The sequence below is a fragment of the Streptomyces sp. 35G-GA-8 genome, from assembly GCF_023534745.1.
GTDB lineage: Bacteria > Actinomycetota > Actinomycetes > Streptomycetales > Streptomycetaceae > Streptomyces.
Map to the genome: position 1 here is coordinate 210,936 of NZ_JAMHJQ010000011.1, position 26,578 is coordinate 237,513.

24 protein-coding genes and 1 riboswitch are annotated in these 26,578 nt (G+C 70.7%); of the genes, 12 read left to right on the forward strand and 12 right to left on the reverse strand.

Annotation, left to right across the window (positions count from 1 at the left end; all coding sequences use genetic code 11):
• Window positions 1–10: 10 nt before the first annotated feature.
• The 4 genes from groL to thrC all read right to left on the reverse strand — a co-directional run bounded on the left by groL (window position 11) and on the right by thrC (window position 4,267).
• Window positions 11–1,636: a chaperonin GroEL gene (gene groL, locus M1203_RS25720; RefSeq protein WP_249952171.1), complete on the reverse strand. Its 1,626-nt coding sequence runs from the start codon at window positions 1,634–1,636 to the stop codon at window positions 11–13.
• A gap of 402 nt (window positions 1,637–2,038) precedes the next feature.
• On the reverse strand, window positions 2,039–2,242 hold the full coding sequence (locus M1203_RS25725) for a cold-shock protein (protein ID WP_005315736.1): 204 nt from the start codon (window positions 2,240–2,242) through the stop codon (window positions 2,039–2,041).
• A 375-nt stretch (window positions 2,243–2,617) separates the two neighbouring features.
• Entirely contained in the window at window positions 2,618–2,893 is a 276-nt protein-coding gene (locus M1203_RS25730; protein WP_249952172.1) for a ubiquitin-like small modifier protein 1, read from the reverse strand.
• Window positions 2,894–2,959: 66 nt separating this feature from the next.
• On the reverse strand, window positions 2,960–4,267 hold the full coding sequence (gene thrC, locus M1203_RS25735) for a threonine synthase (RefSeq protein ID WP_249952173.1): 1,308 nt from the start codon (window positions 4,265–4,267) through the stop codon (window positions 2,960–2,962).
• Window positions 4,268–4,284: 17 nt separating this feature from the next.
• Window positions 4,285–4,414: riboswitch (SAM riboswitch) on the reverse strand.
• 178 nt (window positions 4,415–4,592) lie between these two features.
• Here thrC and M1203_RS25740 point away from each other — a divergent pair.
• From M1203_RS25740 to M1203_RS25750, 3 genes are all read left to right on the forward strand, one after another.
• Complete coding sequence (locus tag M1203_RS25740; RefSeq protein WP_249952174.1) at window positions 4,593–5,576, forward strand: glucosyl-3-phosphoglycerate synthase; 984 nt, start codon at window positions 4,593–4,595, stop codon at window positions 5,574–5,576.
• Window positions 5,577–5,632: 56 nt separating this feature from the next.
• On the forward strand, window positions 5,633–5,779 hold the full coding sequence (locus M1203_RS25745) for a hypothetical protein (RefSeq protein WP_249952175.1): 147 nt from the start codon (window positions 5,633–5,635) through the stop codon (window positions 5,777–5,779).
• An 81-nt stretch (window positions 5,780–5,860) separates the two neighbouring features.
• Window positions 5,861–7,300, forward strand: a complete 1,440-nt coding sequence (locus tag M1203_RS25750; protein ID WP_249952176.1) for a trehalose-6-phosphate synthase — start codon at window positions 5,861–5,863, stop codon at window positions 7,298–7,300.
• Between the two features lie 136 nt (window positions 7,301–7,436).
• Here the strand turns inward: M1203_RS25750 and otsB are convergent, their stop codons facing one another.
• From otsB to M1203_RS25765, 3 genes are all read right to left on the reverse strand, one after another.
• Complete coding sequence (gene otsB / locus M1203_RS25755) at window positions 7,437–8,279, reverse strand: trehalose-phosphatase (protein ID WP_249952177.1); 843 nt, start codon at window positions 8,277–8,279, stop codon at window positions 7,437–7,439.
• A 104-nt stretch (window positions 8,280–8,383) separates the two neighbouring features.
• Window positions 8,384–8,665: a DUF3263 domain-containing protein gene (locus M1203_RS25760; protein WP_249952178.1), complete on the reverse strand. Its 282-nt coding sequence runs from the start codon at window positions 8,663–8,665 to the stop codon at window positions 8,384–8,386.
• A gap of 11 nt (window positions 8,666–8,676) precedes the next feature.
• On the reverse strand, window positions 8,677–9,927 hold the full coding sequence (locus M1203_RS25765) for an ABC transporter substrate-binding protein (RefSeq protein ID WP_249952271.1): 1,251 nt from the start codon (window positions 9,925–9,927) through the stop codon (window positions 8,677–8,679).
• Between the two features lie 296 nt (window positions 9,928–10,223).
• Here M1203_RS25765 and M1203_RS25770 point away from each other — a divergent pair, with 296 nt between their 5' ends.
• The 4 genes from M1203_RS25770 (at window position 10,224) to M1203_RS25785 (ending at window position 14,375) form a co-directional block, all read left to right on the forward strand.
• Window positions 10,224–11,174 (forward strand): ROK family protein, encoded by a 951-nt coding sequence (locus M1203_RS25770; protein WP_249952272.1) that lies wholly within the window; start codon window positions 10,224–10,226, stop codon window positions 11,172–11,174.
• Window positions 11,174–12,358 (forward strand): N-acetylglucosamine-6-phosphate deacetylase, encoded by a 1,185-nt coding sequence (gene nagA, locus M1203_RS25775; protein ID WP_249952179.1) that lies wholly within the window; start codon window positions 11,174–11,176, stop codon window positions 12,356–12,358. The genes M1203_RS25770 and nagA overlap by 1 nt, the downstream gene beginning before the upstream one ends.
• 131 nt (window positions 12,359–12,489) lie before the next feature.
• Window positions 12,490–13,434, forward strand: coding sequence for a 1-phosphofructokinase family hexose kinase (locus tag M1203_RS25780; RefSeq protein ID WP_249952180.1), 945 nt, complete (start codon window positions 12,490–12,492; stop codon window positions 13,432–13,434).
• 71 nt (window positions 13,435–13,505) lie between these two features.
• Window positions 13,506–14,375, forward strand: a complete 870-nt coding sequence (locus M1203_RS25785; RefSeq protein ID WP_249952181.1) for a class II fructose-bisphosphate aldolase — start codon at window positions 13,506–13,508, stop codon at window positions 14,373–14,375.
• Between the two features lie 49 nt (window positions 14,376–14,424).
• Here the strand turns inward: M1203_RS25785 and M1203_RS25790 are convergent, their stop codons facing one another.
• A complete protein-coding gene (locus M1203_RS25790) occupies window positions 14,425–15,489 on the reverse strand; it encodes a CBM35 domain-containing protein (RefSeq protein ID WP_249952182.1) in 1,065 nt (354 codons plus the stop codon).
• Window positions 15,490–15,690: 201 nt separating this feature from the next.
• On the reverse strand, window positions 15,691–17,412 hold the full coding sequence (gene cdgB / locus M1203_RS25795) for a diguanylate cyclase CdgB (RefSeq protein WP_249952183.1): 1,722 nt from the start codon (window positions 17,410–17,412) through the stop codon (window positions 15,691–15,693).
• A 495-nt stretch (window positions 17,413–17,907) separates the two neighbouring features.
• Between cdgB and M1203_RS25800 the strand changes: the two genes are divergently transcribed.
• Window positions 17,908–18,420, forward strand: a complete 513-nt coding sequence (locus tag M1203_RS25800; RefSeq protein WP_374403986.1) for a flavin reductase family protein — start codon at window positions 17,908–17,910, stop codon at window positions 18,418–18,420.
• 77 nt (window positions 18,421–18,497) lie between these two features.
• Here the strand turns inward: M1203_RS25800 and arfB are convergent, their stop codons facing one another.
• Complete coding sequence (gene arfB, locus M1203_RS25805; protein ID WP_249952185.1) at window positions 18,498–18,929, reverse strand: alternative ribosome rescue aminoacyl-tRNA hydrolase ArfB; 432 nt, start codon at window positions 18,927–18,929, stop codon at window positions 18,498–18,500.
• 179 nt (window positions 18,930–19,108) lie between these two features.
• On the opposite strand from arfB, the gene M1203_RS25810 reads away from it, so the two are divergent.
• Window positions 19,109–19,684 carry a TerD family protein gene (locus M1203_RS25810; protein ID WP_249952186.1) on the forward strand — a complete coding sequence of 192 codons (576 nt, stop codon included), beginning with the start codon at window positions 19,109–19,111 and terminating at the stop codon, window positions 19,682–19,684.
• Between the two features lie 1,020 nt (window positions 19,685–20,704).
• Here the strand turns inward: M1203_RS25810 and M1203_RS25815 are convergent.
• Window positions 20,705–22,108: a M1 family metallopeptidase gene (locus tag M1203_RS25815; protein ID WP_249952187.1), complete on the reverse strand. Its 1,404-nt coding sequence runs from the start codon at window positions 22,106–22,108 to the stop codon at window positions 20,705–20,707.
• A 417-nt stretch (window positions 22,109–22,525) separates the two neighbouring features.
• On the opposite strand from M1203_RS25815, the gene M1203_RS25820 reads away from it, so the two are divergent.
• Window positions 22,526–23,023 carry a hypothetical protein gene (locus M1203_RS25820; RefSeq protein WP_249952273.1) on the forward strand — a complete coding sequence of 166 codons (498 nt, stop codon included), beginning with the start codon at window positions 22,526–22,528 and terminating at the stop codon, window positions 23,021–23,023.
• Window positions 23,024–23,301: 278 nt separating this feature from the next.
• On the opposite strand, the gene M1203_RS25825 is transcribed toward M1203_RS25820, so the two are convergent.
• Complete coding sequence (locus M1203_RS25825; RefSeq protein WP_249952188.1) at window positions 23,302–24,027, reverse strand: pentapeptide repeat-containing protein; 726 nt, start codon at window positions 24,025–24,027, stop codon at window positions 23,302–23,304.
• Between the two features lie 107 nt (window positions 24,028–24,134).
• Here M1203_RS25825 and M1203_RS25830 point away from each other — a divergent pair, with 107 nt between their 5' ends.
• Both M1203_RS25830 and M1203_RS25835 read left to right on the forward strand, forming a co-directional pair.
• A complete protein-coding gene (locus M1203_RS25830) occupies window positions 24,135–25,316 on the forward strand; it encodes an FAD-dependent oxidoreductase (protein ID WP_249952189.1) in 1,182 nt (393 codons plus the stop codon).
• 80 nt (window positions 25,317–25,396) lie between these two features.
• On the forward strand, window positions 25,397–26,407 hold the full coding sequence (locus tag M1203_RS25835; RefSeq protein ID WP_249952190.1) for a zinc-binding dehydrogenase: 1,011 nt from the start codon (window positions 25,397–25,399) through the stop codon (window positions 26,405–26,407).
• Window positions 26,408–26,578 lie beyond the last annotated feature (171 nt).

Sequence of the window (26,578 nt, forward strand, 5' to 3'; positions counted from 1 at the left end):
GCCGTCAGGCTCAGAAGTCCATGTCACCGCCCGGCATACCGCCGCCGGCCGGGGCCGCGCCGGCCTTCTCCGGCTTGTCGGCGATGACAGCCTCGGTGGTGAGGAACAGCGCCGCGATGGAGGCGGCGTTCTGCAGGGCAGAGCGCGTCACCTTCGCGGGGTCGATGATGCCCTCGGCGATCATGTCGACGTACTCGCCGGTCGCGGCGTTCAGGCCGTGACCCACCGTCAGGTTGCGGACCTTCTCCACGACGACGCCGCCCTCAAGACCACCGTTGACGGCGATCTGCTTGAGCGGAGCCTCCAGCGCGAGCTTGACGGCCTGCGCGCCGGTCGCCTCGTCGCCCGTCAGCTCAAGCTTCTCGAAGACCGAGGAAGCCTGGAGCAGAGCCACGCCACCACCGGCGACGATGCCCTCCTCGACGGCGGCCTTGGCGTTGCGCACCGCGTCCTCGATGCGGTGCTTGCGCTCCTTGAGCTCGACCTCGGTCGCGGCGCCGGCCTTGATGACGGCCACGCCGCCGGCCAGCTTCGCCAGGCGCTCCTGGAGCTTCTCGCGGTCGTAGTCCGAGTCGCTGTTCTCGATCTCGGCGCGGATCTGGTTGACCCGGCCGGCGACCTGGTCGCTGTCACCGGCACCGTCGACGATGGTGGTCTCGTCCTTGGTGATGACGACCTTGCGGGCGCGGCCCAGCAGGTCCAGACCGGCGTTCTCCAGCTTGAGGCCGACCTCCTCGGAGATGACCGTACCGCCGGTGAGGATGGCGATGTCGTTGAGCATGGCCTTGCGGCGGTCACCGAAGCCCGGGGCCTTGACGGCGACGGACTTGAAGGTGCCACGGATCTTGTTGACGACCAGGGTCGACAGCGCCTCGCCCTCGACGTCCTCCGCGATGATCAGCAGGGGCTTGCCCGACTGCATGACCTTCTCCAGCAGCGGAAGGAGGTCCTTCACGTTGCCGATCTTGGAGTTGACGATCAGGAGGTACGGGTCGTCCAGGGACGCCTCCATACGCTCCATGTCGGTGGCGAAGTACGCCGAGATGTAGCCCTTGTCGAAGCGCATGCCCTCGGTGAGCTCAAGCTCAAGGCCGAAGGTCTGCGACTCCTCGACGGTGATGACGCCTTCCTTGCCGACCTTGTCCATCGCCTCGGCGATCAGCTCGCCGATCTGGGTGTCGGCGGCGGAGATGGAGGCGGTCGAAGCGATCTGCTCCTTGGTCTCCACGTCCTTGGCCTGCTCCAGCAGGGCACCGGAGACGGCCTCGACGGCCTTCTCGATACCGCGCTTGAGGGCCATCGGGTTGGCGCCGGCGGCCACGTTGCGCAGGCCCTCGCGGACCAGCGCCTGGGCGAGCACCGTGGCGGTGGTCGTACCGTCACCGGCGACGTCGTCCGTCTTCTTGGCGACTTCCTTGACCAGCTCGGCGCCGATCTTCTCGTACGGGTCCTCGAGCTCGATCTCCTTGGCGATGGACACACCATCGTTGGTGATCGTGGGGGCGCCCCACTTCTTCTCCAGGACGACGTTTCGGCCCTTGGGGCCAAGGGTGACCTTGACGGCGTCGGCGAGCTGGTTCATCCCGCGCTCGAGACCGCGCCGTGCCTCCTCGTCGAACGCGATGATCTTGGCCATGTGAAGTGGTCCTCCCGGACGGATGGGGTCTCCCCTGCTCGAACGCAGTTGAGAGCTTGGGGAAGGATTGCTCCGGACCGCGCTGGCGCCCGCGACGGACGGCCCGAGAGCCGTGCGGTTCCTTGCCCCACCGGCTCTTCGGGCCTCACCGACCCGGTCCTTAAGTTGTCACTCTCACTTGCAGAGTGCTAACGCCAATGATTAGCACTCGACCCCCGAGAGTGCAAGCTCCTCCCGTGCGCAGCGCACCCGCCGACCCCTCCGGAACCACGACCGGAACGCACGACCGGAACGCACGAAGGGCCCGCATCCCCTGTTCGGGATGCGGACCCCTCGGCGTGAGTCACGAGTCGTGCGTCGTGAGTTCGTACGTCAGTGCGTCGGTGGCCGATCGCGCCGGGATCAGACGGCGAGCTTGACCATGTCCGCCTGCGGACCCTTCTGGCCCTGCGAGATCTCGAACTCCACTCGCTGACCTTCTTCAAGGGTGCGGTAACCGTCCATCTGGATCGCGCTGTAGTGGACGAAAACATCCGCACCACCGTCTACCGCGATGAAGCCGTAGCCCTTCTCCGCGTTGAACCACTTGACGGTGCCCTGAGCCATGCCTAACTCCCCTATTACTGGCCCTTGCACGGGGCCACACTTCGCGCCGGAACGCGTCGACCGCGGCTGAATGTATCTGCCCAACTGCCCTCTGCAACAGGTCAATCGGACGAGAATTCTGGGCATGGCTGAACACGCATAGCGTTGAATTCCCTGCGTTCCAGGGCAAGTCGGGCCGGGCAAAGCGCACCTACGGCGCATACGGCACTCCGACTTCGACCCCATGTTGTCGCGTTCTCGCATGCGTTCGGCAGGGGCGACAGCGGGGCGTTCCCATACTGTACCGCGCTCAACCATGTAGAACGGCCCCCTCCGCTTCTCTCACGGAGGGGGCCGTACCAGTCACGGAGCGGAGGAGAATCCGGGGTCCGGGGTTCAGCCTCCGGCGACGGCGGGGATGATCGAGACGCCGGCGCCCGCCGGGGTGGCGGTCTCCAGGCCCTGCTCGAAGCGGACGTCGTCGTCGTTCACGTACACGTTCACGAAGCGACGCAGCTTGCCCTGGTCGTCCAGGACGCGGGCGGCGATGCCCGGGTGGTTCGCCTCCAGGGACTGGATGACCTCGGAGAGGGTCGCCCCCTCGGCGGCGACCTCGGCCTTGCCGCCGGTGTAGGTACGGAGAATGGTGGGGATGCGGACGTTGACGCTCATGGTGGTGTTCTGCCTTCCGTCTTCCGAAACGTCGGAAACGTCGTGGTGGTCGTCAGTCGCCGGTCGTCAGCTGCCGGCCAGGCCGGCGTCGCGGAACGCGTCCAGGCTCGGGCGGATGGTCGCCGTCGGGCCGGTCGTCGGGGCGACGGCGTCGAGCGTCTTGAGACCGTCTCCGGTGTTCAGGACGACGGTGGTCAGCGCCGGGTCGAGGAGCCCGGCCTCGATCAGCTTCTTCGTCACGCCGACGGTCACACCCCCGGCCGTCTCCGCGAAGATGCCCTCGGTGCGCGCCAGCAGCTTGATCGCGTCGACGATCTGCTCGTCGTCGACGTCCTCCACCGCGCCGCCGGTGCGGCGGGCGATGTCCAGGACGTAGGGGCCGTCGGCCGGGTTGCCGATCGCCAGGGACTTGGCGATGGTGTCCGGCTTCTGGGGCCGTACGACGTCGAGCCCGGCCTTGAAGGCGGTGGACACCGGCGAGCAGCCCTCGGCCTGGGCGCCGAAGATCTTGTACGGCTTGTCCTCGACCAGGCCCAGCTTGATCAGCTCCTGGAGACCCTTGTCGATCTTCGTGAGCTGCGAGCCCGAGGCGATCGGGATGACGATCTGGTCGGGCAGCCGCCAGCCGAGCTGCTCGCAGATCTCGTACGCCAGCGTCTTGGAGCCCTCGCCGTAGTAGGGGCGCAGGTTGACGTTGACGAAGCCCCAGCCCTCGCCCAGCGGGTCGCCGATCAGCTCGGAACAGAACCGGTTGACGTCGTCGTAGTTGCCCTCGATACCGACGAGTTCACCGCCGTACACCGCCGCCATGACGACCTTGCCCTGCTCCAGGTCGTGCGGGATGAAGACGCAGGAGCGGAAGCCGGCGCGGGCGGCGGCGGCGCCGACGGCGCCGGCCAGATTGCCCGTGGAGGAGCAGGAGAGCGTGGTGAATCCGAAGGCGCGGGCGGCTTCGACGGCGATGGCGACGACGCGGTCCTTGAAGGAGTGCGTCGGGTTGCCGGAGTCGTCCTTGATGTGCAGGGAGCCGGTGATGCCCAGTTCACGGGCGAGGTTGTCGGCCTTGACGAGCTTGGTGAAGCCGGGGTTGATATTGGGCTTCGTGGCCACATCGGCGGGAACGGGCAGCAGCGGCGCGTAGCGCCAGATGTTGTCCGGGCCCTCGGCGATACGCTTCTTCAGCTCTTCGGGGGTGCCGCTCGGCAGGTCGTACGCCACTTCGAGCGGCCCGAAACAGCTGGCACAGGCGAAGATGGGGCCGAGGTCGAAGCGCTCTCCGCATTCGCGGCACGAGAGTGCGGCGGCGGGTCCGAGATCCACCGAGCCGGCGTCGGGGACGGAGTCGGCGTTCTGTACGGCGGTCTGCACAGCCATGGAGGCGAGGCCCTTTCTCCTCATCTTCCTCGCGACGTACTTCGCCACGAGACGGAATTGGCACCTTCCCCACCGTGACCTCGAATGGTCGGCGGGAGGGTTGCCGGGACTTCAACGGGCCGTTCCCTCAGTCCCTCTGGATGAGCGCTATGGCGCCGGACCCCGGGTCCGACGCGTTTATTGACGTAATGACCCCCGGCATGCGGTGGTCATTCGTGTTGTTCAAGACTGTAACCGACGGAGCGGACGGTTGAGATAGTCGTCCGCACCGCGAGATGGATCACGTTCATGGCACACGTACGCACACGCTCAGGGAGTTCCGACCGTGCTGGAAGAGGTGGAGCACTGGCTGACCAGGCGTTCCTGGTCCGTGGCCGACCGCCCGCTCGACCGGCTGACGGTGGCGAAGGCCGCGCGGGGTTCGACCGTGAGTGTGGTCCTTCCGGCGCTGAACGAGGAGGAGACGGTCGGCGAGATCGTCTCCGTGATCCGGCGCGAGCTGATGGAGCGGGTGCGGCTCGTCGATGAACTGGTGGTGGTCGATTCCGGTTCCACCGACCGTACGGCCGCGGTCGCCGCGGCGGCGGGCGCGCGCGTGGAGCACCGGGACGCGATACTGCCGCGGCTGCCCGCGCTGCCCGGCAAGGGCGAGGTGCTGTGGCGGTCGCTGCTGGTGACGAGCGGCGACATCGTGTGCTTCGTGGACGCCGATCTAAAGCGGTTTTCGGCCGATTTCGTGTCCGGGATCGTGGGGCCGCTGCTGACCGATCCGGACGTGCAGTTCGTGAAGGCGATGTACGACCGTCCGCTGTACCCGGACCCGGCAGGACCGGGAGCGGGACAGGGACCGACACCGGACCTCGGCCAGGGCGGGCGCGTGACCGAACTGGTGGCCAGGCCGCTGCTCAATCTGCACTGGCCCCGGCTGGCCGGTTTCGTTCAGCCGCTGGGCGGTGAGTACGCGGCGCGGCGCTCGCTGCTTGAGCGGCTGCCGTTCCCCGTCGGGTACGGGGTGGAGCTGGGGCTGCTCGTGGACGCCCTGCACACGGCGGGTCTCGACGCGCTGGGACAGGTCGATGTCGGGGTACGGATCCACCGCCACCAGGACGAGCGGGCGCTGGGGCGGATGGCCGCGGCGATCTACCGCACGGCGCAGCTGCGGCTGTCCCGGGCGCATTTGGTACGGCCGGAGCTGACGCAGTTCGAGCGCGGCGAGAGCGGTTTCGTACCGCGCACGCACGCGGTGGACACGGAGGAACGGCCGCCGGTGCGGGAGATCGCGGAGTACCCGGCCGGACGCGCGGCGTAACGGAATGCGATCATGCGAATTATCTAGATTGCCCGGTTATGGCGATGAATCCTGCGGTGACCTGGGCTCTGAGCGCTGTGCACGCGCAGCTGGCCCAGGCCGGGAGCACGGCCGAGCGGCTGTGGCTGCTCGGCGGGGTGGTGCTGGCGCTGAGCGGCGCCGGGGTGGTCGCGCTGGCCGCCCTGCGCGGCCGGCGGGACTGACCGGCCGTGCCCGGCCAAGGGCGGGCGACACAGCCGCGTCCGTACGTTTGAGCGTTTCCGTGACGGGCTAGGTTTCGGCACATGGTTACCGAGCCGCCCTCCCGGGCCCAGGTCCTCGTCGCGTCCAACCGCGGCCCCGTCTCGTACACCCCGCGGGACGACGGCTCGCTGGAGGCCAGGCGCGGCGGCGGCGGGCTGGTGTCCGGTCTGTCGGCCATCGGGCAGGACGGGGACGCGGTGTGGGTGTGCGCGGCGCTCGGGGAGGGCGACCGCGAGGCGGTACGGCGTACGGGCGGCCGGCTCGACCCCGCCGACACGGGCGGCCAGCGGGTGCGGATGCTGGGCATCGCGCCCGAGGTGTACGCGGACGCGTACAACGGCGTCGCCAACTCCACGCTCTGGTTCGTCCACCATCTGCTCTACCAGACCCCGCTGGAGCCGTCCTTCGGCCCGGAGTTCCGCGCGCGGTGGGCGTCGTACGAGACGTACAACCGCGCCTTCGCGGAGGCCCTGGCCGACGAGGCGGCGGACGGCGCGGCCGTGCTGGTGCAGGACTACCACCTGGCGCTGGTGCCGGGGATACTGCGCGCCCTGCGCCCCGACCTGAGGATCGGGCACTTCTCGCACACGCCCTGGGCCCCGGTCGACTACTTCCGGCTGCTGCCCGACGACATCGCGCGCCAGTTGCTGCGCGGCATTCTCGGCGCGGACCGCGCGGCGTTTCTGACGCACCGGTGGGCCGACGCGTTCAGGGCGTGCTGTACGGAGCTGCTGGGCGCGACGGGTGGCACGGGAAAGACCCGGATCGGCGTGCACGGGCTGGGCGTGGACGGCGACTTCCTGCGCGAGCGCGCGCACCGCCCGGACGTGGACGAGCGGATCGGGACCCTGCGCGGGCAGATCGGCCGTACGGGCACGGGCGAGGAGCGGAAGACCATCGTCCGGGTGGACCGTACGGAACTGTCGAAGAACATCGTGCGCGGCCTGCTCGCCTTCCGGCTGCTGCTGACCGATCGCCCGGAATGGCGCGAACGCGTCGTCCATCTCGCCTTCGCCTATCCGTCGCGGCAGGACCTGGCGGTCTACCGCGACTACACCGCCGAGGTCCGGCGGGTGGCCGACGAGATCAACGCCGAGTTCGGCACGGACGGCTGGACGCCGGTGGTCCTCCATGTCGAGGACGACTTCGCCCGCTCGCTGGCCGCCTACCGGCTGGCGGATGTGGCGCTGGTCAACCCGATCCGCGACGGCATGAACCTGGTCGCGAAGGAGATCCCGCTCATCTCGGAGCGCGGCGGCGCGCTGGTGCTGTCGCGGGAGGCGGGGGCGTACGAGGAGCTGGGCGAGGACGCGCTGGTGGTGAACCCGTACGACATCGGCGCCACGGCGGCGGCGCTCCACGAGGCGCTGACCATGCCGGCCGACGAGCGCGCGGAACGTGCCAAGCGGCTGGCCGCGGCGGCGACGGCGCTGCCGCCGCAGCAGTGGTTCCTGGACCAGCTGACGGCGCTGCGGGCCTGACGACTCCTGGCGCGACGGGGGGGGCGTCGGTCCGCCCGGGTGCCAGGTGTTCAGCCGTCAGGTGCCAGGTGTTCAGTCGTCAGGTGTCAGACATCTGCCGTCAGACATCAGCCGTCAGGTGTTCAGGTGTCAGGTGTCAGGCCATCGCCTTCGCCAGCGCCGCCAGGAAGTCCGCCAGCGCCGCCGGTCCCGGCAGCCGCAGGTCGGCGCGCTCGGCCAGTTCGGGCACTTCGCCGCCGCTGCAGATCAGCAGCCCCGGGTGGCCGTCCGAGCGAAGCTTCTCGACCGCCGCGTAGGCCGGGAGGTCGCCCAGGTCGTCGCCCGCGTACAGGACCGTCTCGGCGCCGACCTCGCGTACGTACTCCAGCAGTGCCACGCCCTTGTCCACGCCGGGCGGGCGCAGCTCCAGGACCATGCGGCCCGGTTCGACGATCAGTCCGTGGCGGGCCGCCAGCTCGGTCAGCGGGTCGCGCAGCGCGTCGAACGCGGCCTGCGGGTCGGAGGCGCGGCGGGTGTGGACCGCGACGGCCTGGCCCTTCTCCTCGATCCAGGTGCCGCGCCAGGCGCCGAACCGGTCGAGGACGCCGGGGAGTTCGGCGCGGACCGCCGCGACGCCCTCGTGCGGGGCCGGGGCGCTGACGGTGCCGGAGACCGCGTCCCAGCGCTCGGCGCCGTAGTGGCCGAGGACCACGAGATGCTCCAGCCCCGGCACTCCGGCGAAGCCGCCGTACCGCACGGCGACCCCGGCGGGGCGGCCGGTGACGACCGCGACCGACGCGACGTGCGGCGCGAGCGCGGCCAGTGCGGGGACGGCACGCGGATGCGCGCGGGCCTGTTCGGGGTCGGGGACGATCTCGGCGAGGGTGCCGTCGAAGTCGAGCGCGACGACGGCCTTGCCCGGCCGCGCGAGGAGCGCGGCCAGACCGTCGGCGCCGGCGGGGGTGGCCGGTTGCGGCAAGGGGTACGGGTTGCTGCCCATGCCACGACCCTATCGGCGCCCGCCACGGCACGGAGTCTGTCCGGCCAATAGAGACTCCTCTCCCGCCTCTCCCGCGAGGACGAGGACACCGATGAGGCCAGGCCCTAACGGCGGCGGCGTCTCTCGTCCCTGATCCGCCGCAGCCTGTTCACCGTCACCGGGTCGTGCTCCAGCGCCAGCGGATCGTCCAGCAGCGCGCCCAGCAGCTGGTAGTAGCGGGTCGGCGACAGGCCGAGCCCTTCCCTTATCGCCCGCTCCTTGGCGCCGGGGCCCGGCCAGCCGCGCCGCTCCATGGCGAGTACGGCGCGGTCCCGCTCGGACAGCCCGGCGGGCCCACGTACATCCTCGGGGTCGGCGGCGGGGTCAGCCGGGTCAGACGCGGTCATATGACCACACGCTACTCGGCGGCCTCGGCCGTCGCCGCGTCCCTGGCGATCCCGCCGAGGACGCTCGACGGGCTGGCGCCCGGCTCGACCGCCTTGCCGATGTTCTTCTTGAGGCTCTCGCTCACGCTCGCCCACGAGTTCTTGCCGTACGGGATCAGCTCGGAAGTGGGCAGCGCGGTCAGGAACGTGCGCAGGTCCGCGTACTGCGGGTCCGCCACCATCGCCTCGTTCGCGCTGTAGGTGACCGGCAGCAGGTCGTACTGCCCGGCGAAGGACATCACGTTCTTGTCGTTGTACGCGAAGTCCAGGAACTTGCCGATCGCCGTACGGTGACCGTTCTGCTTGAAGGCCATCATCCAGTCGGCCACGCCCATGGACGCCTTGGCCTTGCCGTTGACGCCGGGCAGCGGCACCATCCCGACCTTGACGCCCTGCTTCGCGGCCTCCTCCATCAGGGAGGGATGTCCGTTGAGCATGCCGACCTGGCCGCTGGTGAACGCCTTGAAGGCGGTGGCGCGGTCGAGCTTGCCGGGGGCGACGGGCCCGGTCAGCCCCTTGCCGACCAGCTCCTTCTGGAGCCACTGGAATGTCTTGATGTTCTGTTGCGAGTCGATGTTGTACGAGCCGTCGGCGGTGTCCGTGTAGCCGCCGCCGCCGCTCAGCAGCCACATCATGGTCTCGCCCTGCGCCTCCTCGGAGCCCAGCGGCAGCGCGAACGGTGTGGTCACGCCCGTGGCCTTGAGCGCCTCGGCGTGGGACTGGATGTCGTCCCAGTTCTTCGGGGCGTCCAGACCGGCCTGGTCGAAGAGTTCCTTGTTGTAGAAGAGCAGCCGGGTGGAGGCGACGAACGGCAGTCCGTACTGGATGCGGTTGACCTTGCCGGCCTCGGAGAGCTGGGAGAGGAAGTTCGCCTGCGTGGGGACGGAGAGCACTTCGTCGGCGGTGTAGAGCTTGTCCTGCTTCACATAGTTGGCGTACGAGCCGACCTGCGCGATGTCGGGGGCCCGGTCCTCCTCGACCATCGTGGCGACATCGCTGTCGACGGTCTTCCAGGGGCGGACGCTGACGTCGACCTTGATGCCGGGGTTCTCGGACTCGAAGGCGGAGGCGAGCGCGGACCAGTACTTCTCGGAACTGTTCTCGGAGCTGGTGCCGTAGTCGGCGGCGACGAACTTGAGGGTGACGTCGTCCCCGGACCCTCCCGTACTGCCACAGCCGGCCAGCGCCATTGTCATGCCCCATGCGGCTATCGCCGCGGTCATTCCCAGATAGCGCTGTCGCACAGCTGTGTTCCCGCCCTTGTTCTTCGATTGCGCGTAAGGCCCCGGTCGGTCCCCCGTGACGCACTGTTATGAAGCAGTGATTTTCCCCCATCCGGAGGTTTCGGGTCCACCGGGGATTGGTTTCACTTAGGCAACGCCCACACCTGGAGCCCAGGGGCCTCCGCGTTTGTATGGAGACTCAACAATCCTGGGCAGTGGACTAGACCTTTCAAGGGTCTACGCGCGAGACTGTTTCCGTGAGACACGTCATCGCCCTGGATGTGGGCGGCACAGGCATGAAAGCCGCCCTCGTAGGGGCGGACGGCGCGCTGCTGCACCAAGCGCGGCGGGCGACCGGCAGGGAGCGCGGGCCCGAGGCCGTCGTGGAGACCATTCTCGGTTTCGCGGCGGAACTGCGCGCGTACGGCGTCGAGCACTTCGGCGAGAGCGCGGTGGCCGCCGGGGTCGCCGTGCCCGGCATCGTCGACGCCGAGCGCGGTATCGCGGTGTACGCGGCCAATCTCGGCTGGCGCGACGTACCGATGCGCGAGCTGCTCGGCGCCCGGCTCGGCGGCGTACCCGTCGCGCTCGGGCACGACGTACGCACCGGCGGTCTCGCCGAGGGGCGGCTCGGCGCGGGCCGGGGGGCCGACCGGTTCCTGTTCGTGCCGCTGGGCACCGGGATCGCCGGGGCCATTGGCATCGCGGGCTCCATAGAGGCCGGCGCCCACGGCTACGCGGGCGAGATCGGGCATGTCGTGGTCCGCCCCGACGGGCCCGAGTGCGGCTGCGGGCAGCGCGGCTGTCTGGAGGCCCTTGCCTCCGCCGGGGCCGTGACCCGCGCCTGGGCGGCGGCCAGCGGCGACCCGGAGGCGGACGCCGCCGACTGCGCGAAGGCCGTGGAATCCGGCGACCCGGCGGCCGTACGGGTCTGGCTCGACGCGGTCGACGCGCTCGCCGCGGGGCTGGTCACCGCGCTCACGCTGCTCGACCCCCGAACGCTGATCATCGGTGGCGGTCTGGCCGAGGCGGGGGAAACCTTGTTCACACCCCTGCGGGCCCGGGTCGAGGAACGGGTCACGTTCCAGAAGCTGCCCGAGATCGTCCCGGCGGCCCTCGGTGACCACGCCGGCTGTCTGGGCGCGGGCCTGCTGGCCTGGGACCTGCTCGCCGCCACCGAGCCCACCGCCACCCACGACACCAATCCGTCCGACGCCGACCCACTCGCCACGGAGGTATCCGCCTGATGGCCGCTAGCGCCCCACGCGCCGCGCACGCCGCACGCGCCCCACGCGCCGAAAGCACCGTTCTCACCGGCGCCCGGGTGGTGCTGCCCACCGGAACCGTGGAGGGCGGGCGGGTGATCATCGAGGGCGGCCGGATCGCGGGCGCCGCCCACGACGACACCGTCTCGCTGGATCTCTCCGGCCACTGGATCGTCCCGGGCTTCGTGGACATGCACAACCACGGCGGCGGCGGCGCCTCGTTCACCTCCGGCTCCGTGGACGACGTGCTCAAGGGCATCCGTACGCACCGCGAGCACGGCACCACCACCCTGGTCGCCTCCACCGTCACCGGCGAGATGGACTTCCTCGCGCACCGCGCGGGCTTCCTCTCCGAGCTGGTCGAGCAGGGCGAGCTGGCCGGGATCCACTTCGAGGGCCCGTTCATCTCCCCCTGCCGCAAGGGCGCCCACAGCGAGGCGCTGCTGCGCGACCCCGACCCGGCCGAGGTGCGCAAGCTGCTCGACGCGGCGCGCGGCACGGCCAGGATGGTCACGCTCGCCACCGAACTGCCCGGCGGCATCGAGTCCGTACGGCTCCTCGCGGAGCACGGCGTGATCGCCGCCGTCGGCCACACGGACGCGACATACGAGCAGACCGTGGCGGCCATCGACGCGGGCGCGACCGTCGCGACGCATCTCTTCAACGCGATGCCGCCGCTCGGCCACCGCGCTCCGGGACCGATCGCCGCGCTGCTGGAGGACGAGCGGGTCACGGTCGAGCTGATCAACGACGGTACGCATCTGCACCCCGCGGCCCTGGAGCTGGCGTTCCACCGCGCGGGCGCGGACCGGGTCGCCTTCGTCACGGACGCGATGGACGCGGCCGGCTTCGGCGACGGGCGCTATGAACTCGGCCCGCTCGCCGTCGAGGTCAAGGAGGGCGTCGCGCGGCTGGTGGAGGGCGGCTCGATCGCCGGTTCCACGCTGACCCAGGACATCGCGTTCAAGCGGGCGGCGACCGTGGACCGGCTGCCGGTGGAGGACATCGTGCGGGCGGTCTCCGCCAACCCGGCGCGGCTGCTCGGCGTGTACGACAAGGTCGGCTCGCTGGAGCCGGGCAAGGACGCGGACCTGGTGGTCCTCGACGAGGAGTTCTCGGTCAAGGGTGTCCTGCACAAGGGCGAATGGGTGATTGAACCCAAGTAGGTTGATTTACCCGCGAGTACGAGGAAATCCATCCGGAGGCGGTCGGCCCGGGGTCTGGGCCTACCGCCTTCTGTTTGGCATGATCGCTCCGGTAATTGGCCGAACGAGCGCGTTTCCCGGGGGTGCGACGGATGATCGTGACGGTCACGCTCAATGCCGCGCTGGACATCACGTACCACACCCCCGCGCTGGTCCCGGGCACCACGCACCGCGTCAGCGATGTCACCGAACGCCCCGGCGGCAAGGGCCTGAACGTCGCGCGGGTGCTGTCGGCACTGGGCCACGAGACGGTGGTGACGGGGTTCGCGGGCGGCCGGACGGGCGATGTGCTGCGGGAACTGCTCGGCAACAGCGGCCCCGGGAGCTCCAGGGCCCGGCCGGTGGACGCGCTCGTACCGATCTCCGGCTCCACCCGCCGCACCCTCGCCGTCGTCGACGAGACGAGCGGCGACACCACTCAGCTCAACGAGCCGGGCCCGACCGTCTCCTCCGCCGAGTGGTCCGACTTCCTCGGCGCGTACGAGCGGCTGCTCACCGGCGCCGACGCCGTCGCCCTGTGCGGCAGCCTGCCGCCCGGCATCCATGTCGGCGCGTACGCCGAGCTGATCCGCCGGGCCCGCGCCGCCGGCGTGCCGGTGCTCCTCGACACCAGCGGCGAACCGCTGCGCCGGGGCGTCGCCGCCCGCCCCGATCTGGTCAAGCCGAACGCCGACGAGCTCGCCCGGCTCACCGGCTCCCGCGAGCCGCTGCGCGCCGCGCGCGACGCCCGCCGGCGCGGCGCGCACGCCGTCATCGCCTCGCTCGGACCCGACGGCATCCTCGCGGCCACCCCGGACGGAATCTGGCAGGCGACCCCGCCCGCTTCCGTGAAGGGCAACCCGACGGGCGCGGGCGACTCGGCGGTGGCCGGGCTGCTCTCGGGCCTCGTCGAGCGGCTGCCCTGGCCGGCCCGGCTGGCCCGCGCGGTCGCCCTGGCCACGGCGACGGTCCTGGCCCCGGCGGCGGGCGAGTTCGACACGGAGGCGTACGAGGAACTGCTGCCACGGGTGACGGTGACGGAACAACCCGGACCGTAGCGTCGAGGAACGCCCCGGACCCGGCGTCAAGGCCGAGGACGGAACCGCAAGCTGGAAGGACTGAGGCACGCATGCCACTCGTCAGCACCGGAGAACTCGTCACGGCCGCGAGGACCGCGGGCAGCGGAATCGCCGCCTTCAACGTCATCACCCTGGAGCACGCGGAGGCGATCGCCACCGGCGCCGAAGGGGCCGGGGCGCCCGCGATCCTCCAGATATCGGAGAACGCGGTGACGTTCCACGGCGGCGACCCCGGCGCGGTCACCGCCGCCGCGGCGGCCGTCGCCCGCGCCTCCTCCGCGCCGCTCTCCCTCCATCTCGACCATGTCGAATCGGTGGCACTGCTGCGGGCCGCGCCCCGGGCCGGCTTCAGCTCGGTGATGTTCGACGCGTCGAAACTGCCGTACGCGGACAACCTCGCGGCCACCGCCGAGGTCGTGCGCTGGGGCCATGACCACGGCATCTGGGTCGAGGCCGAACTGGGCGCGGTGGGCGGCAAGGACGGCGAACCGTCCCTCGACGCACACGCCCCGGGCGTCCGTACGGATCCGGCCGAGGCGAGCGTCTATGTCGCCGAGACCGGCGTGGACGCGCTGGCCGTCGCGGTCGGCTCGTCCCACGCGATGACCCACCGCACGGCCGCTCTCGACCACACCCTGATCGCCGCGCTGCGCGACGCCGTCCCCGTACCCCTGGTCCTGCACGGGTCGTCCGGTGTCCCGGACGAGGAGATCCGCCGGGCGGTCGCGGCCGGCATGGTCAAGATCAATGTGGGTACGGCGCTCAACACGGCCTTCACCGGCGCCGTACGCGCCTATCTCGCCGCGCACCCCACGACGGTGGACCCCCGGAAATACCTCGTCCCGGCTCGCGAGGCGATGGCCGGGACGGTGGCGGATTTCCTGCGGGTGGTCAGCTCCGCCGACTCCCCGGCGCGCTGATCACCACCCCTTGGGGAGCTACCCCTTGGGAGGACTACCTCTTGGGGGACTACCCCTTGGGGGGCGTGACCTCCAGCCAGTCGAGAATGGCGTCGCACTGATTGCCCTGCTCGCAGGAGATCTTGAGGGTGTTCTTGCCCTTCTTGAGCTCGACCGGCGCCCACGTGGTCTGCCAGTTCTTCGACCAGTCCGGGTCGTTGGAGCTGATGAAGTTCTTCAGCCCGAGCGGGGAGTTGTTCGCCTTGCCGTTGACGGTCAGGGTGGCGTTGGCGTCCTTGGCGGGTATGGCGTAGCGCACGGACAGCGCGTAGGAGCCGGCCTCCTCGATGTCGGCGGTCCAGGTCACCGACGCCCCGACGGCGTTGAAGCCGGTCACATAGGAGCCGTTGGTGCCCTGGGCACCGTCGATGTCCGTCGCGAGGACGGCGGGCGGGCCCAGCTTGAGGGTGGCCGCGTCCTGCTTGGGGAGGCCGATCCCGTCAGGCGACGAGTCGTCCTTGCCGCTCGCCTCCTCGGTGGGCTGCTGCTGCGACTGGTCGGCCGAGGGGCTGGTGCCGCCGGTCGGTGGCACGTCCGCGTTGTTGTTCTTGTCGTCGCCGTTGGTGAGCAGCGCGGCCGTGATACCGATCACGACCACCGCGACGACGGCGATCGCGCCGATCAGCAGGCCCTTGGTGTTGGGGCCGCTGCCGCGCCCGCCGCCCCGCTGGGCCGGCACCTGGCGGGTGGTGGCACCGCCGGGGTGGGTCTCGGGGGCCGCGTAGTGCGGGTTCTGCTGCTGGCCGTAGGGCGCCTGACCATAGGGAGCCTGGCCGTAGGGGGCCTGGCCCTGGGGTGCCTGCTGCTGACCGTAGGGAGCCTGGCCGTACTGCGGCTGCTGACCGTACGGCGCCTGCTGCGGCCCGGCCGCCTGCTGCTGACCGTACTGACGCTCGCCGACCGTTCTGACCTGGTTGTACGAAGTCCTTGGCACGCCGGGCTGCGCGGCCGGACCGGGGTAGCCGTAGCCGCCTTGGCGTCGCTGATGGGCACCCGCCGCCTGTCCGTCCTCGTACAGATAGCCGAACGGATCGTCGTCCTCGGGCGTGCTCGTGCCGTTGTTCCCGGCCGTCATCCCTGGTCACTCCTTACCATCTCGCCAGCGTCGCCGACCGGCCGAGCCTACCTCGAATGGGCAAGGCCACGGGCGGGCCTTGACGGGTGGCAGCCAGTCTGCGACCCGTGGGTGAACAACGGATCGCAGACATGTCCCAGCACTGTCCCGAACGGCTGTGGAAACCGTCCCGACATGTCGGGACGCCCCCTCGGGGAGCGTCTACCCCGCACGCCGGTGCACCTTGCTCCGCGACCGCTTTTCGATATACATCCGCTGGTCAGCGGATTGCAGTACTTCCTCGACCGACATCCCGCAGCTCGCCCAGCTGATACCGAAGCTCGCCCCGACCCGGACCGCCCGGCCGTCGACCCTGATGGGCGGAATGATCGCGTTCCGCAGCCGTACGGCGAGATCGGCGGCGTCCGCCGAACCGAGTCCGTCCGCGAGAACGACGAATTCGTCACCCCCGAGGCGGGCGACGGTGTCCCCGTCCCGTACCCCGGTGGTCAGCCGGCGCGCGACCTCGATCAGCACCGCGTCACCGGTGTTGTGGCCGAACCGGTCGTTGATGGACTTGAAGCCGTCGAGGTCGCAGAAGAGGACCGCCAGGCCCTTCGTGCCGTCGTCGGCCTCGGGGTCGTCGTTGGGCGCGACCATGTGCACATGGTGGTCGAGGGGCACCCCGCCGACCGCGGGCACGACCGAACGGCCGCCGCCCTGGCCGCCGCCGCGCTCCTCGTACTGGTCATAGCCGTCATAGCCGTCGTACGCGTCATATCCGGGCTCGTACAGGACGGTGCCCTCGTACCCTCCGTACGCCGCGTCCAGCGCCTCGACCGCGGTCTCCCGCATCGCGTGGGGCCGCGAACAGAGCCGGGCGCTGAGACGGGAGCGCAGCTCGGCGCTGTTCGGCAGGCCGGTGAGCGAGTCGTGCGAGGCGCGGTGCGCGAGCTGGAGCTCGCGGCTCTTGCGCTCCTCGATGTCCTCGACGTGGGTGAGCAGAAAGCGCGGGCCGTCGGCGGTGTCGGCGACCACGGAGTTGCGCAGCGAGACCCAGACGTAGGTGCCGTCGCGCCGCAGCAGCCGCAGCTCGGCGCGGCCCCCCTCGGCGGAGGTGCGCAGCAGCGTCCCGATGTCCTCGGGGTGGACCAGATCGGAGAAGGAGTGGCGGCGCATCGCGGAGGCGGGGCGGCCCAGCAGCCGGCAGAGCGCGTCATTGGTCCGCAGCAGCCGGCCGTGCTGGTCACCGCCCATCTCGGCGATGGCCATCCCGCTGGGTGCGTACTCGAACGCCTGGCGGAAGGATTCCTCACTGGCCCGCAGCGCCTGCTGTTCCCGTTCGAGCCGGACCAGCGCGCGCTGCATATTTGCTCGCAGCCGAGCGTTACTGATCGCAATGGCGGCCTGCGACGCGTACATCTGGAGCGCTTCCTGCCCCCAGGGGCCCGGCCGGCGCCCGCCGCGCGGCCGGTCGACGGAGATGACGCCGAGCAGCTCGCTCCCGCCGCCGGACGCGTACATCGGGGCGTAGAGCCGGTCCTGCGGGTGCCACTCGTCCTCGAAGCGCGGATCGGGACCCTCGGTGTACCACTGCGGGACGTCGTCCTCCAGCAGCACCCAGCCCTCGGTGTGCGGTATGAAGCGCAGCTCGCCCCAGCTCTCGCCCATCAGCAGCCGCCGCTCCCAGGAGGCCCGGGAGCCGACACGGCCGGTGATCAGGGCTTCGGCGGCGGCACTCCCGGCGAACGCGGCGACGACGAGGTCACCGTCGGCCTGGACGACATTGACGCAGGCCAGTTCGTACCCGAGCCCGGTGACGACACCGTCGGCCACGGTCTGGAGGGTGTCCGCAAGGCTGCGGGCGGTGTTGAGTTCGGCGACGGCCTCATGCAACTGCCGCAGGGTCGCAAGACGGACATACGGCTCCGACTCGGTCTCCATTGCTCGCTCTCCCCGAGACCTCGACAGCAACTCCAGGATTCTCATCGGCTCTCGTCCTGCACTGGCCTCGCCACTGAATCACAGGGAGCTGCGCGCTCGGTACACAGGGTCAACAATTACCCCACTCTGTGAGTCAAGTCACATGACCCGATGAAGGGATGGACGGCCTGGTGAGAGCGCTCCCCAACTTTCTTGAACGCAAATTCGGCGGGGTGGCGAGCCAAGGTGACGGGCCGGGGCGGCGGGCCGGGTGGCGGAGGCGGGTGACGGGGACGGGTGGCGGGGGCGGGTGACGGGGACGGGTGGCGGGGGCGGGTGACGGGTGACAGGGCGGACGCTCCTGTGACGCACCTGGTCCTAGGACCGGGCTGGTCCCCTGGCCCGATGCGGGTGGGAATGGCACGGGCTAGCGTCTCCTCTGTGCCCCCATCTGTGCCCCGAACGAGCCCTGACACCCGTACCGACGCCCTCGGTCCCATCCCCCATCCTGAAGGGGTGAGCAACGAAGAGTTCCGCGCCGCCCTCGCCCGGCTGGCCTCGGGGGTGGTGCTGGTGACAGCGCACGAGCCCCCTTTGAGCGCCACCGGACCGCGCGGCGAGGACGCCGGGATGACGGCGACCGCCTTCATGTCGGTCTCGCTGGACCCCCCGCTGGTACTGGTCAGCGTGCGCAACGGCTCCCGCATGGACGACCTGCTCCTCGAACAGCCGCTGTGGGCGGCCTCCTTGCTCTCCGAGAGCCAGCGCCATGTCGCGGGCCGGTTCGCGATGAAGGGCCGGATCAGCGACCGGCTGCTGTTCGAGGACATCCCCTACCGCCGGGGAGAGGTGAGCGGCGCGCTGTTGATCGGGGGATCGCTCGCGGTGCTGGAGTGCCGTACGGAACAGCGGATCGAGGCGGGCGACCACACGCTGGTCATCGGACGGGTGCTGACGGCGGAGCTGCCGAGCGCGGAGGGCGGCCCGCTGATGTACTTCAAGGGACGCTACCGGCAGCTGGGTTCGTAGTCCCGGAGGTCTGACGGGGCCGGTACTCGTCTCCGACGGGGTCGGTACTAGCCCCCGGCCCGGACTTGCACGGGGCCTCAGGTCCAGTCGCGGCCGGTACGGCCGCGCTTCGTCTCGGCGCGCTGCTTCTTCTCGCGCAGCCGCCGTTCGTTGATGCCACGCGGGATCTTCGTCTTCCTGCGCGGGCGCGGCGGCGGGGCCGTCGCCTCCGCCAGGAGGGAGGCGAGGCGTACGGCCGCGGTCTCGCGGTTGCGCCACTGGGAGCGGTGCTCCGACGCGCGTACGGTGATCACGCCGTCCACCAGCCGGTCCGCGAGCCGCTCCAGCGCGCGTTCCTTCCACACCGGCGGCAGCGCTTCCGTCTTCGCGAGATCGAAACGCAGTTCCGCCTTCGAGTCACTGGTGTTGACGTGCTGTCCGCCCGGCCCGGAGGACCTTGAGAAACGCCACATCAGTTCGGCCTCCGGCAGGGAGACCGAACCACGGATGACATGAGCGTGTCCGGACATGCCCCTATGGTCCCGTGTCCCGCCCGCTTCCGTCACCCTTTTTTCCCGGGGCACGCGTCCACCTCGGGTAAAGAAAGTAAAGGGGGGCGGAACCTCCTGGACCTCTGCCCACGTTATGTCGGGTGACGGTAGCTTCGGGACGACTCGAAGCCCGCACTGACAACGAAAGGGACATCCCCATGGCTGTAAGCCTGTCCAAGGGCGGCAACGTCTCGCTCACCAAGGAGGCACCGGGCCTGACCGCCGTCACGGTCGGCCTCGGCTGGGACGTCCGTACCACCACCGGCACCGACTTCGACCTCGACGCCTCGGCGATCGCGGTGAACGGAGGCGGAAAGGTCGTCTCCGACAGCCACTTCGTCTTCTTCAACAACAAGTCGACGCCGGACCAGACGATCGTCCACACGGGTGACAACCGCACGGGTGAGGGCGAGGGCGACGACGAGGCGATCAACGTCAACCTGGCGGGTCTGCCGGCCGACGTCGACAAGATTGTCTTCCCGGTCTCGATCTACGACGCCGAGACCCGCAGCCAGAACTTCGGCCAGGTGCGGAACGCGTACATCCGCATCGTCAACCAGGCCGGCGGCACCGAGATCGCCCGCTACGACCTGAGCGAGGACGCCGCCACCGAGACCGCGATGGTCTTCGGCGAGCTGTACCGCAACGGCGCGGAGTGGAAGTTCCGCGCGGTCGGCCAGGGCTACGCCTCGGGCCTCGTGGGCATCGCCACGGACTTCGGCGTCAACCTCTGACACGAACACCGATGCGGTGACGAGGTGACGAGGTAACCAGTGGGCCCCGGCTCCGGCCGGGGCCCACTGGTCTGTCTGGGCGGTGGGTTGGCTGCGGGTCAGGGGCGAGGGGTAGTCGGGGTGAGCCGGGGGGTTTGATGGCGGGTGGGGGCCGCCCCTTAGGTTTCAGTTTCGCGGCTCCGGGTCGGGCGTCAAGGGCGCTCCTTCGTCGCGTCGGCAAGCCGATGGGCTACGCCCACCCTTGACACCCAACCCTCCACCGCAAGTGCAGCTTTGAGGGGGGGCGGCCCGGGGGGAGGGGTCCCCGGGGGGCTGGGTTTGTGGGGCCGGTCCTTTCCCGGCCTGCGGCCCGGTGGACCCTGCGGGGCGCGCGGCAGTGGAGTGGGGCGGCCCGGCACCGGCTCAGCGAGCAGGCGTGAGTGGGTAGTTGGGACTCATGCCCCGCTGCCCGGGCTCGTTGTCGGGTGACATCTGTCGACGGAGGCAGACAGACCCGCAAGCCACCCCCTATGTCCCAGTTTGGCGGGCCGTTCTGAGGTCCCCCGGCCGGTGATGCGTCCTGAGTTCGGTTAAGTCGTTCCCACGACACATCACCTCCTCCGACCCGCCCAATCAGCGCCTCACCAGTCACACCCACCCCACCACCCACACACCCCCACCAGCGGGGCATGAATCCCCGCCGCCCACGGGGATCAGTCGCTGAGCCGGGGCCGGGCCACCCCACTCCACTGCCGCGCGCCCCGCAGGGCCCACCGGGCCGCAGGCCGGGAACAGACCCCCGGCACATGGGTGCTTCCCCGGGGACCCCTCCCCCGGGCCGCCCCCCTCAAAGCAGCACTTGCGGTGGAGGGTTGGGTGTCAAGGGTGTAGCGAAGCGCAATCGGCGCAGCCGACGCGACGAAGGAGCGCCCTTGACGCCCGACCCGCAACCGCGACACTCAAAGATCAGGGGCGGCCCCCACCCGCCACCAAACCCCCCGGCCCACCCCGACTACCCCTCCGCCCGAACCTCCCCCCTACCTACTCCAGCGAAGGCTTCTCCTCCCCGTACAGCCACGTGTCCCACAGATCCCCGAGGTCGCGGCCCGACTCCCGTTCCACGTACGTCGTGAAGTCGTGCGTATCGGCGTTGCCGTGGCGGTACGTCCGGGCCCAGCCGCGCACGATGCGGAAGAAGGTGGCGTCGCCCACCGTCTCCCGTACGCGCTGGAGCACCATGGCGCCGCGTCCGTACACCGGCGGGTCGGAGATGTTCACCGCGCTGGGCGGGTGCGCCGGCGGGAACGTCCAGTTCGCGTCGGCGTCGTACGCGTCGACGAAGCTCTGACGGACCGGTACGCGCTCGGTGTGCTCCGTCCAGAGCCACTCCGTGTACTCCGCGAAACCCTCGCTGAGCCACATGTCCCGCCAGGACTTGGGGGTCACCGAGTTGCCGAACCACTGGTGGGCCATCTCGTGGACCAGCGTCGCGACGCTGGTGGGGCCCGGGAGGAAGGGTCTGTTCTGGGTCTCCAGGGCGTACCCGGAGTCGCCCGGCCGTCCGATGACGACACCTGCGGAGGAGAAGGGGTACGGCCCGAAGGTCTTCTCCTGCCACTTCACGATCCGGGGGAGCTCCTTGAGGAGCAGCGCGCTGCCCTTGGCGGCGGTCGGATCGACCGCCGTGTAGATGGGCACCGCCCCCTTCGTCCCCTCGGTCTGACGCGTCTTGTACGGGCCGATGGCGACCATGGCCACATAACTCGCCATCGGCTCCGCCGAGTGCCAGTCGAAGGACGTGCGCCCGTCCGCTGTGCGCTCCTTGCGCAGTTCACCGTTGGAGACGGCCGTCAGGCCCTCGGGAACGGTGATCCGGATGTCATACGCCGCCTTGTCGCTCGGGTGGTGGTTGCCCGGGAACCACGCCATCGAGCCGGTCGGCTCCCCCAGCCCGACCGCGCGCTCCCCGGTCCGGAGCCAGCCCTCCACCGATGTGTCGGGGTCGACGATGCGCCGGGGGACGCCGGAGTAGCGGACGACCGTACGGAAGGTGGCGCCCCGGCGGAGGTCGTCGCCGGGGCGCAGCGTCAGTTCCGTACCGGCGTGGTGGAAGGCGGCCTTCTCGCCGTCGACGGTCACGGAGTCCACCGTCAGCCCGTCGAGATCGAGGTTGAAGGCGCTGAGGTCATGGGTGGCGCGGGCGGTGATCTCGGCGGTGCCGTTGAGCCGGCCGGTGTCCGGCGCGTAGTCGAGGGTCAGACCGTAGTGCTGGACGTCGTACCCGCCGTTGCCGATCCGCGCGAAGTAGGGATCGCGCAGGCTCGCGGCGCCCGGCTTGCCGTGCACGCCACTGCCCGGCCCACAGCCGCCGAGAACGAGGGCGAGGACGAGGGCAACGGGGAGTGCGGGGGCGGAGGCGAGGCGGAGTGCCGGGCGCGGGTACACCCGGTGATCGTAGGCCGGACGGCGGGAACTCGCAGGTCAGGCCGATGGCAGCTGACCAGCGCCGGCGCGCCGCCCCGGGCGCCGCCCCGGGCGCCGCCCACGGGCAGGCGGTCGGCCGCCGGCCGGATCAAGACGCCCCCGACGAGAGGGAGTTCACCGGTGTGGTCGGTCCGGGCCCGGTCCTCCGTATCCGCGTCGTGCGGCTGTCACGGAGATGAAAGACCGGAGATCGCTGCCGCCCCGAGGCAAACGTGGTCCGGCGTATGGAGGAAAACCTGTGAGGAAGACGGAGGACAGTCCGTCGCCCGACCTGCCCACGGGTTCAGTGCGTCGTACGGCCGAGCGGGCCGCTCGTCGGAGAACGCGTGATCGACCACCCCACGGATGCGCGGGGACGGCCGTGACACCATCGGGCCCGTGCTCGACATCGGCTACTCCCTCTCCCGGCGCTTTCCCGATCCTCCGCAGACCGATTACCGCCTCGCGGACGTCCGGGCGCTGCGGCACGACCTGTTCTGCGGGGACGTCTATCTCGCGGACACCCACGCGGACCGCGAGGTGTCCACAGCCTGGGGATGGGTGCCGGTGCTCGACTTCGCCTGGGCGCTGTGCGACATCGTGGAGCAGCTCGACCGCGATCCGCGCGGCAGCCGCGCGGCCAAGCCCCAGTACGCCGAGCTCGACTTCACCGAGTCCGCCGACCGCATGCTCTTCCAGCGGCGCTTCGGCTGGGTCGATGTGGAGGCCGACTGGATGCCCGGCGACGAGCCGCCCCTCACCTTCAGCCACCGGCTGCTGCGCCGTGAGGCGCGCGACTTCCTGCACGATCTGATCGCGGATCTCGCCGATATGCACGAGGGCCTGGCCGACAACCCGATCATCTGGGACCTCCAGTCCCGCTTCCCCCGCAGCTGACCCACCCCAGGCCGGGGCCCACCCCCACAAACCCCACCGCACGGCCCTCACCCCACAGCCCCCACAACACGGTCACAGACCCCACCCATCGATTCCCGGACCGGCAGGCGTACATCCCCCGGCACCGGGCAGACGAGGTTCTGCCGGGGCACTGCCGGGAATCGGGCGACCGCTTCCTCCCCCCACACAAGGCCGTGCCTCTGGAGCACCACGAAGGCCCCGACCCCATCCCCCCAGGGTCGGGGCCTTCGAAGGACCGGGCCTCGTCCGCTCCCACGTCAGTCCTCCACCCGCACCCCGATCTGCGCCGCGAACGCCGGTGCCAGATGCAGCAGTTGCGCCGAGCTGATGACCGCCCCCGCCAGCCGGTCCAGGCCCCGCGCGATATCCAGCTCGGCGACCGTCCGCAGATCGACGTCCTTCATCCGCACACCGCTCAGATCGGCCCGTCGCAGCACACAGTCCCGGAACTCGACCCGTACCAACTCCGCTCCCCCGAAGTCCGGTTCGGACAGGACGACACCCTCGAACACCACATCCTTCAGCCGGGCCTTGCGGAAGTTCAGATAGTCGATCTTCCCGCCCCGGATCAGCACCCGCTCCAGCACGGCGCCATGCAGCTGCGTCCCGCCCAGCCGTGCGTCCACCACCTCCACATCGCGCAGCGACGCCCCGGACAGGTCCGTACCCACCCCCCGGACACCGCTCAGTACGGAATCGATGAACCGCGCCCGCCCCAGCGCCGTCTCGTCCAGCCCGCACTCACGCAGCGCGCAATCGATGAACCGCGACCCCGGCCCCTCCTGGTCCGACAGGTCGAGGTCCTTGAACTCCAGGCCGTCGTAGTCGCCGTCCGGCTCAAGCCCGCCGCCGTACGGACTCAGCGGCGGCAGCCGTACCTCCGCGCGCCGCGCCGCCGGGACCCGGCCCGCCCCGCTCGCCCTGCCCGCGCCGCCTTCGCCGCTCGCCCCGCCCGCGCCGGTCCTCGTCGTCTTCCGTGCCATGACCCCATGGTGACGTACGGCACTGACAACGCGCCGATGTCACATCCGGCTGTTCGCTTTCCGTCACACCGGTGAGAGAGAGCGAGCGAAGGAGAGAGACACCGACCATGAATCCCAGCCATCGCGTCACCGTCATCGGCGGGGGCTTCGCCGGACTCACCGCCGCCATCAGCGCCGCCGAGTCGGGCGCCGCCGTCACCCTGTACGAGGCCCACCGCACCCTCGGCGGCCGGGGCCGCACCACCGAGGGCCCCTACGCGGCCAACGAAGGACCGCACGCCCTCTACAGCCACGGACCGCACTGGGCCTGGCTGCGACGGCGCGACCTCCTCGGTCGGACGGCGACCCCGCCCCTGCGCGAGAGCCACCGCTTCCGCTTCCACCGGGGCGGCGCCCTGCGCAGGACCCCGCCCCTCGGAGTGTTCACCCTCGCCCGCCGGAAGGCCGAAACCGCCCCGGTGGACACCGACTTCATCACCTGGGCCACGGAGCTGGCCGGCGCCGACATCGCGCGCGCCGCCGCGCACTACAGCGCCGTCGCCCTCTTCCACCACGACCCCGGCGCGCTCTCCGCCGCCTTCGTCCAGGAGCGGCTGCGGCGCACCGCCGCCCTGCCGCCCGAGGCCCGCTACCCGATCGGCGGCTGGGGCCGGCTGACCGACCGGATGGCCGCGCACGCCCGGAAGCTGGGCGTACGGGTCGAGACGTCCGTACGGATCGAGAGCCTTCCCGAGGACACCCCCGTGATCGTGGCGACCTCCCTGGAAGCGGCCCGCCGCCTCCTCAAGGACGACGGCCTGCGCTGGACCGGCGGCCGTACCGCGCTGCTCGATCTCGCGCTGCGTACGCGCGAGGGCGACCCGTTCATCGTCTCGGACCTCGACGCACCGGGCTGGCTCGAACGGTTCACCGCGCAGGACCCGTCCCTCGCCCCGGCCGGTGAGCAACTGCTCCAGGGGCACTTCCCGGTCGGCCCCGACGAGTCCAGGGCCGATGGCATCGCCCGCGCCGAGAACCTGCTCGACCTGGGGTTTCCCGGCTGGCGCACGCGTACCGCCTGGCGGCGCGAGTCCCTTGCGACCGGCCGTACCGGCGCCGTCGATCCGCCGGGCACCACCTGGCGGGACCGGCCCCGTATCGACCACGGCCAGGGCGTCTACCTCGCGGGTGACCAGGTCGCCGCGCCCGGCGTGCTCGCGGAGGTGTCGTTCAACAGCGGGATCGGCGCGGCGGCGCTGGCCGTCCAGCGGCTCTCGGCTCTGAAGAAGCGGAGTTCCGGCATCGCTTGACCTCAACCATGCTTGAGGTCATTGGCTGTTCCCCGTACGCCGGACCACTTCGTACGCCGGACAACCCCTGGGAGCCCGCCATGCACGCCATCCGCCTCCATGCCTTCGGCCCCGCCGAGAACCTCGTCCACGAGCTGACCGAGGACCCCGTACCGGCCCCCGGCCAGGTCCGGATCGCCGTCGCCGCGGCCGGAGTCCATCTCCTCGACACCGCCCTGCGCGAGGGCATGCAGGGCCCCTCCCCCGCCCCCGCCGAACTGCCCACCATCCCCGGCCGCGAGGTCGCCGGTACGGTCGAGTCGCTCGGCGAGGGCGTGGACACGGGCTGGCTCGGCAAACACGTCGTCGCCCATCTCGGGATGGTCCCCGGCGGCTACGCGGAACTGGCCGTCACCGACACCGCACGGCTCCACGAGATCCCGGCAGGACTCGACGCGGCCGAGGCCGTCGCCATGATCGGCACGGGCCGTACGACCATGGGCATCCTCCAGTTCACGGACCTCGGCCCGGACGACATCGTCCTCGTACCGGCGGCGGCAGGCGGCATCGGCACGCTCCTCGTCCAGTACGCGAAGAACGCCGACGCCACCGTCATCGGCCTGGCGGGCGGGGCGGCCAAGGTCACGCGGGTCGCCGAGAACGGCGCCGACCTCGCCGTCGACTACACCCGCCCCGACTGGCCCGAGCGGGTCCGCGACCACCTCCGTGACCGGCTGGGCGACCGGCGCGCGACCGTCCTCTTCGACTCCGTCGGCGGGGCGACCGGACTCGCCGCCGTCGACCTCCTCGGCAAGGGCGGCAAGCACATCGTCTTCGGCTGGTCCGGCGAGGGACTGCACGACGGAAAGCCGCTGACCTTCACCGACGAGGAACTGACGGAGCGCGGCATCACCTCCGAGTCCGTCCTCGGGCCGGTGATGATCGCCAAGGCGGGCGGCGATGTCCGCGCGCTCGAAGAACGCTCACTCGCCGAGGCCGCCGCCGGTCGGCTGCGCCCCGCCGTACAGCGCTTCCCACTGGCGAACGCGGCCTGGGCCCACCGGGCGCTGGAGACCCGGGGAACGATGGGCAAGGTCGTCCTGGAGCCTTAGCAACGAGCCGTGACCGCCACAAGGGGGCAGGCCCCGTACCGGCGCCGGGACGGGGGTCCGGCGCCGGTACGGCACCCTCCGCGGCCCCTCGCCTCATCCGAAAGGCCGCGAGAAGCGGAGACCACCGATTCATGGTGTCCTGTGCAGAGATTTGTCCTGTGCACAGATTCG

Coding starts and splice junctions, on each gene's coding strand:
- M1203_RS25750 (WP_249952176.1), top strand. CDS start 5,861: ATGGTTACCGAGCCGCCCTCCCGGGCCCAGGTCCTCGTCGCGTCCAAC.
- M1203_RS25830 (WP_249952189.1), top strand. CDS start 24,135: ATGAATCCCAGCCATCGCGTCACCGTCATCGGCGGGGGCTTCGCCGGA.
- nagA (WP_249952179.1), top strand. CDS start 11,174: ATGGCCGCTAGCGCCCCACGCGCCGCGCACGCCGCACGCGCCCCACGC.
- M1203_RS25760 (WP_249952178.1), bottom strand. CDS start 8,665: ATGACCGCGTCTGACCCGGCTGACCCCGCCGCCGACCCCGAGGATGTA.
- M1203_RS25810 (WP_249952186.1), top strand. CDS start 19,109: ATGGCTGTAAGCCTGTCCAAGGGCGGCAACGTCTCGCTCACCAAGGAG.
- M1203_RS25835 (WP_249952190.1), top strand. CDS start 25,397: ATGCACGCCATCCGCCTCCATGCCTTCGGCCCCGCCGAGAACCTCGTC.
- arfB (WP_249952185.1), bottom strand. CDS start 18,929: ATGTCCGGACACGCTCATGTCATCCGTGGTTCGGTCTCCCTGCCGGAG.
- thrC (WP_249952173.1), bottom strand. CDS start 4,267: ATGGCTGTGCAGACCGCCGTACAGAACGCCGACTCCGTCCCCGACGCC.
- M1203_RS25730 (WP_249952172.1), bottom strand. CDS start 2,893: ATGAGCGTCAACGTCCGCATCCCCACCATTCTCCGTACCTACACCGGC.
- M1203_RS25770 (WP_249952272.1), top strand. CDS start 10,224: ATGAAAGCCGCCCTCGTAGGGGCGGACGGCGCGCTGCTGCACCAAGCG.
- groL (WP_249952171.1), bottom strand. CDS start 1,636: ATGGCCAAGATCATCGCGTTCGACGAGGAGGCACGGCGCGGTCTCGAG.
- M1203_RS25725 (WP_005315736.1), bottom strand. CDS start 2,242: ATGGCTCAGGGCACCGTCAAGTGGTTCAACGCGGAGAAGGGCTACGGC.
- otsB (WP_249952177.1), bottom strand. CDS start 8,279: ATGGGCAGCAACCCGTACCCCTTGCCGCAACCGGCCACCCCCGCCGGC.
- M1203_RS25825 (WP_249952188.1), bottom strand. CDS start 24,027: ATGGCACGGAAGACGACGAGGACCGGCGCGGGCGGGGCGAGCGGCGAA.
- cdgB (WP_249952183.1), bottom strand. CDS start 17,412: ATGGAGACCGAGTCGGAGCCGTATGTCCGTCTTGCGACCCTGCGGCAG.
- M1203_RS25785 (WP_249952181.1), top strand. CDS start 13,506: ATGCCACTCGTCAGCACCGGAGAACTCGTCACGGCCGCGAGGACCGCG.
- M1203_RS25765 (WP_249952271.1), bottom strand. CDS start 9,927: ATGACCGCGGCGATAGCCGCATGGGGCATGACAATGGCGCTGGCCGGC.
- M1203_RS25780 (WP_249952180.1), top strand. CDS start 12,490: ATGATCGTGACGGTCACGCTCAATGCCGCGCTGGACATCACGTACCAC.
- M1203_RS25790 (WP_249952182.1), bottom strand. CDS start 15,489: ATGACGGCCGGGAACAACGGCACGAGCACGCCCGAGGACGACGATCCG.